We start from the raw sequence: 5,483 nt of genomic DNA, 5'->3' as shown, positions 1-5,483 counted from the left end.
CCTCCCCCGCCCCCCCCCCCCCGCCCGCCCCGCCCGCGCCCCGCCCCCCCCCGCCCCCCCCCCCCCCCCCCCCCCCGCCGCGGGATCCGACAGCGGGTCCGGGAGGAACTCCTCCCCGTTCGCGGCGTCCAGCCAAGGTGACACGCCCTCGGACGCCAACTGCTTCAGCAGCACGACGGCCGCTCCGCTCAACATGCGTCGAACCTAGGGGGAGCAGGTCGGCGCGTGCCACCGAATCCCCGATGCCTTGTCAGGTCCACCGGGAGTCAATGTCGTTGCCCACCCGTGATGCCGGGCGCCGGCCGGGAATGCGGATGAATCGGGTCCGTTTGTCTGGGTCTCTTCCGGTGGAATCACCGATTTCCTCCGCCGGGCAACGGGACCTGACCAAGTGTCCGCCACCTGACGAAGTGGAAGTCCCGTATTGGTGCCCCGTGTTCCCCATTCGCAGACTCATCGGCATCGCCATGTCGGCTGGTTCAGCACTGGGAGGTACCGCGTGCCCGAGATCGCACTCTGGAAATCGCTAAACGCAGGACAACAGCCGGACTGGCCGGACGGGGTGGTCCTCGAAAAGGTCCGTGAAGAGCTTCACGACGCTCCCGCACTGGTCCGCTCCGAGGACGTACGCGTCCTGCGCGCCCTGCTGGCCCGCGTCGCGGCCGGTGAGATCCAGGTCGTCCAGGCGGGGGACTGCGCCGAGGACCCGGACGACGCGACCCGCGGCCCCGTGGCCCGCCGGGCGGCGCTCCTGGACGTGCTCGCCGGCATCATGAAGGCCCGCTCGCACAAGCCCGTCCTGCGCGTGGGCCGGCTCGCGGGGCAGTTCGCCAAGCCGCGCTCGAGCTCCACCGAGGTCATCAACGGCGTCGAGCTGGCCTCGTACCGCGGCCACATGGTCAACAGCCCGGAACCGGACCCCGAACTGCGCCGCCCCGACCCGAAGCGGCTGCTCTCCGGCTACCGCGCGGCGGCCGACGTCATGGAACTGCTCGGCTGGCGCGGCGAGTCGGACCCCTTCGGGGCCGAGGCGCCGGTGTGGACGAGCCACGAGGCCCTGCTCCTCGACTACGAGGGCCCCATGCTCCGCACGGAGCCGGACGGCTCGCAGCTGCTGACCTCGACGCACTGGCCGTGGCTCGGGGAGCGGACCCGCGAGATCGACGGCGCCCACGTCGCCTTCTTCGCCTCGCTGGCCAACCCGGTCGCCACCAAGGTCGGCCCGAAGACCACCCCGGCCCAGCTGCTGGAGCTGTGCGAGCGCCTCGATCCGCGGCGCGAGCCCGGCCGGCTGACGCTGATCTCCCGCATGGGAGCCGGCACCGCGGCCGAAAAGCTGCCCGAGCTGGTCCGGGCGGTGCGCGCGGCCGGATTCCCCGTCATCTGGATGTGCGACCCGATGCACGGCAACACCGTGAGCGCTCCGCACGGAATCAAGACCCGGTTCGTCGAAACGGTCGTCCAGGAGGTCGAGGAATTCCAGAACGCGGTCTCGGACAACGGCGGAATCGCCGGTGGCCTGCATTTGGAGACCACGCCGGACCCCGTGACCGAATGCGTCGCCGACGCGTCCCGCTTCGCGGAATTGGGAGAGAAGTACACCAGCTTCTGCGACCCGCGGCTCAATCCTCAGCAGGCGATGGAAGTCGCCTCCGCCTGGCGCGGCTGAGAGAGGAGTTCACCGATCATGCAAGGGAAAACCGCTCTGGTCACCGGCGCAGCCGGCGGCATCGGAGAGGCGGTGGTGCGTGCGCTGGCATCCCGAGGCGTGCGGGTCGCCGCCGTCGACCGTGATGCCGAACGCCTGAACGTGGCCGTGAAGGTGGCCGTCGAAGACGGGCTGGAGGTCGCCGCGTTCCCCGCCGACGTCACCGTCAGCTCCGATGTGGACAGGCTGGTCGCCGAGATCGAGTCGACCTTCGGGCCGCTCGACTACCTCGTCAACGCGGCCGGAGTGCTGCGGATCGCCGAGGCGCGCGCCCTGACCGACGAGGAGTGGGCGACCACCTTCGCCGTCAACACCACGGGCGTCTTCTTCGTGTCGCGCGCCGTGGTCAACCGCATGGTGCCGCGCCGCCGGGGCGCCATCGTCACGGTGGCCTCCAACGCCGCGGGCACCGCCCGCGCCGAGATGTCCGCCTACGCCGCCTCCAAGGCCGCCGCGACCATGTTCACCAAGTGCCTGGGCCTGGAGATCGCCAAGTACGGCATCCGGGCCAATCTCGTGGCACCCGGCTCCACCGACACCCCGATGCTCACCTCGATGTGGCAGGACGACTCCAGCGCCCAGATCTCGATCAAGGGCAACGCGGAGGCGTACCGGGTCGGGATCCCGCTGGGCAAGCTGGCCCGGCCGCAGGATGTCGCCGACGCCGTCGTGTTCCTGCTCTCCGACATGGCCTCGCACATCACCATGCACGACCTCACGGTGGACGGGGGTGCGGCGCTCGGTGTCTAGCTTCCTTCCCGAAATCAGCCCGTACCCGATGCCCGCCGCCGGAGACCTGCCCACCGGCCCCGTGGACTGGGCGGTCGACCCCGACCGTGCGGTCCTGCTCCTGCACGACATGCAGAAGTTCTTCCTGGCCCCCTTCCCGGCAGGCGAGCAGCCCCTCACCGACCTGGTGGAGCACAGCGCGCAGCTGCGTGACCGCTGTGCCGCCCTGGGCATCCCGGTCGCGTACACCGCGCAGCCCGGCGGCATGCCCCCCGAACAGCGCGGCCTGCTCGCGGACTTCTGGGGTCCCGGCATGACGCCGAGCCCCGAGCACCGGCAGGTCGTGGAGCCGGTGGCGCCCGCTGACGGCGACTGGGTGTTCACCAAGTGGCGCTACAGCGCCTTCCACCACACCGACCTGCTGGAGCGCATGCGGTTCTCCGGCCGCGACCAGCTGATCGTCTGCGGGGTCTACGCCCACGTCGGCGTACTGATGACCACCGTCGAAGCCTTCAGCCACGACATCCAGCCCTTCCTCGTCGGCGACGCCATCGCCGATTTCAGCTGGAAGGACCACCGGATGGCCATGGAGTACGCCGCGGCCCGCGCCGCTCGTGTCGTCGGCACCAAGGCGCTCCTGGAAGAACTCCCGGTGCGCCGGGCGGACGAGTACACCGGGAAGGAGCCGTCATGACGGACGACCTGCTGGGCCGGGTGCTGGCGGACCGCGGTCCCCGCGCCTTCGCGCTCGTGCACCGGCCCGAGACCACCGGGGACGACCGGGTCGACGTGTTCACGGGCGCGATGACCGAGGTGGCGGCCCTGGCCGACATCGAACTCCCCGGCCTCACCGGATCCGGCGCGCGGCAGGACGTACTGACGCTGATTCCGTACCGGCAGATCGCCGAACGCGGCTACGAGGCTCCGGACGACGGTACGCCCCTGCTCGCGATGACCATCGCCGAGCAGGACGCCCTGCCCCTGGCGGAGCTGCTGAGCCGCATCCCGGACGCCCCCGTCCGGCTCGCGGAGGGCGGCGCCTTCGACACGGACGACGCGGCCTACGCGGCGACCGTCCGGCAGGTCATCACCGACGAGATCGGCACGGGTCAGGGCGCGAACTTCGTCATCAAGCGCACCTTCGTCGCCGACATCACCGACTACGGCACCGATGCGGCGCTGACCCTGTTCCGCCGACTCCTGGAGCGGGAGAAGGGCGCGTACTGGACGTTCCTCGTGCACACCGGCGAGCGCACCCTGGTCGGGGCCTCTCCCGAGCGGCACGTGAGCGTCGCGGACGGACGGGCCGTGATGAACCCCATCAGCGGCACCTACCGCTACCCCGACTCGGGTCCCTCCCTCTCCGGCGTCATGGACTTCCTCGCCGACAGTAAGGAGTCCGACGAGCTGTACATGGTCGTCGACGAGGAACTCAAGATGATGGCCCGCATCTGCGACGGGGGCGGCCGCGTCGTCGGCCCGTACCTCAAGGAGATGGCGCGCCTCGCCCACACCGAGTACTTCATCGAGGGCGACACCACCCGCGACCCGCGCGAGATCCTGCACGAGACGCTCTTCGCGCCCACCGTCACCGGATCCCCGCTGGAGAGTGCCGGCCGGGTCATCAAGCGGTACGAGCCCCAGGGCCGCGGCTACTACAGCGGCGTGCTGGCCGTCATCGGCCAGGACGGGCACGGAGCCCGGACCCTGGACTCCGCGATCCTCATCCGCACGGCGGACATCGACACCGCCGGCCGGATGCGGATCGGGGTGGGCGCCACCCTGGTCCGTCACTCCGACCCGCTCTCCGAGGTCGCCGAGACCCGGGCCAAGGCCGCCGGACTGCTGGCGGCCTTCGGCGAGAACGGCCCGGCCCTCTTCGCCGACCACCCCAGCGTGCGTGCCGCGCTGAGCCGCCGCAACGAGGCCGTCTCCGCCTTCTGGCTGGCCGACGATGCCGCCCGGGACCGCCCGGTGGCCGGGCTCGCCGGACGCAAGGTGCTCGTGATCGACGCGGAGGACACCTTCACCGCGATGCTCGACCTGCAACTGCGGTCCGGGGGAGCGGAGGTGACGGTACGCCGGTTCGACGACCCGTACTCCTTCGACCCGTACGACCTCGTGGTCATGGGCCCCGGCCCCGGCGACCCGCAGGACGCCGCCCACCCGAAGATCGCGCACCTGCGGCAGGCCATCGACACCCTGCTGGCCGAGGGCAGGCCGTTCCTCGCGGTCTGCCTGAGCCACCAGGTGCTCAGCGGCCGCCTCGGCCTCGGCCTGCTCCGCAAGGAACACCCCAACCAGGGCGTGCAGCGCCGGATCGACCTGTTCGGGCAGAGCGAACGGGTCGGCTTCTACAACACGTTCGCCGCGCACAGCCTCGAGGACAAGGCCGAGTGCGCCGACAACGGGGTGTTCGAGATCAGCAGGGACCCGGAGACCGGCGAGGTCCACGCCCTGCGCGGCCGGGGATTCCGCTCCATGCAGTTCCACCCCGAATCGGTGCTCACCGAGGACGGCGTGCGCATCGTCGCGGAAGCCCTGTCGGCGCTGCTCGAGGAGCGGGTCGGATGAAGGCCGCCGTGGTGTGGTGGGAGCTGGCCGGTTCGGGGCAGACGATCGAATCGCTGCGCGCGTTCCTGCGGGACGAGGCCGTCGAGCGGTTCGCCGCAGTCGAGGGCCTGCGCCTGAAGTTCTGGATCTCCGACCCGGCCACCGAGCGGTGGGGCGCGGTGCTGCTCTGGGAGTCCGCCGAGGCCGCGGCGGCGCCGCTTCCGGCGCTGGCCGCGCAGCTCATCGGACGCCCGCCCGTGCAGCGCACGCTGTTCGACGTCGAGGCGACCGTCGAGGGCTCGTACGCCCTCCCCGGCCTGTCCGGCCTGGGCCTGGCACTGGAGAGCCCGCCCGGCCGCTGACCGGCCCGACCGCGGCGGGGGGGCCCCCCGCCCCCCCCCGGGGGGCCCCCCCCCGGGGGGGGGGGGCCGCCCCGGGGGCCGGGGGGGGGCCCCCCCGGGGGCCCGCCGCCCCCCCCCCCCCCCCCCCCCGG

5 protein-coding genes are annotated in these 5,483 nt (G+C 72.0%); all 5 read left to right on the top strand.

Going from position 1 to position 5,483, the window contains the following annotated elements; translation table 11 throughout:
• Positions 1-499 precede the first annotated feature (499 nt).
• Genes ACIA8F_RS14350 through ACIA8F_RS14330 form a run of 5 tightly spaced genes read left to right on the top strand, consistent with a single transcriptional unit; the run spans position 500 to position 5,352 of the window.
• Entirely contained in the window at positions 500-1,669 is a 1,170-nt protein-coding gene (locus tag ACIA8F_RS14350; RefSeq protein ID WP_399378654.1) for a 3-deoxy-7-phosphoheptulonate synthase, read from the top strand.
• A gap of 18 nt (positions 1,670-1,687) precedes the next feature.
• Complete coding sequence (locus ACIA8F_RS14345) at positions 1,688-2,458, top strand: 2,3-dihydro-2,3-dihydroxybenzoate dehydrogenase (RefSeq protein ID WP_399378652.1); 771 nt, start codon at positions 1,688-1,690, stop codon at positions 2,456-2,458.
• Between the two features lie 28 nt (positions 2,459-2,486).
• Positions 2,487-3,131 carry an isochorismatase family protein gene (locus ACIA8F_RS14340; protein WP_399378793.1) on the top strand — a complete coding sequence of 215 codons (645 nt, stop codon included), beginning with the start codon at positions 2,487-2,489 and terminating at the stop codon, positions 3,129-3,131.
• Positions 3,128-5,011, top strand: a complete 1,884-nt coding sequence (locus tag ACIA8F_RS14335) for an anthranilate synthase family protein (protein WP_399378650.1) — start codon at positions 3,128-3,130, stop codon at positions 5,009-5,011. The genes ACIA8F_RS14340 and ACIA8F_RS14335 overlap by 4 nt, the downstream gene beginning before the upstream one ends.
• On the top strand, positions 5,008-5,352 hold the full coding sequence (locus ACIA8F_RS14330) for a hypothetical protein (RefSeq protein WP_399378649.1): 345 nt from the start codon (positions 5,008-5,010) through the stop codon (positions 5,350-5,352). The genes ACIA8F_RS14335 and ACIA8F_RS14330 overlap by 4 nt, the downstream gene beginning before the upstream one ends.
• The last annotated feature ends 131 nt before the right edge of the window (positions 5,353-5,483 follow it).

The organism is Streptomyces sp. NPDC051563, from assembly GCF_044454225.1.
In the GTDB taxonomy this organism is placed as follows: domain Bacteria; phylum Actinomycetota; class Actinomycetes; order Streptomycetales; family Streptomycetaceae; genus Streptomyces.
Note: the sequence above shows the minus strand (reverse complement) of the source record. Positions and strands in the feature narration are given on the sequence as shown.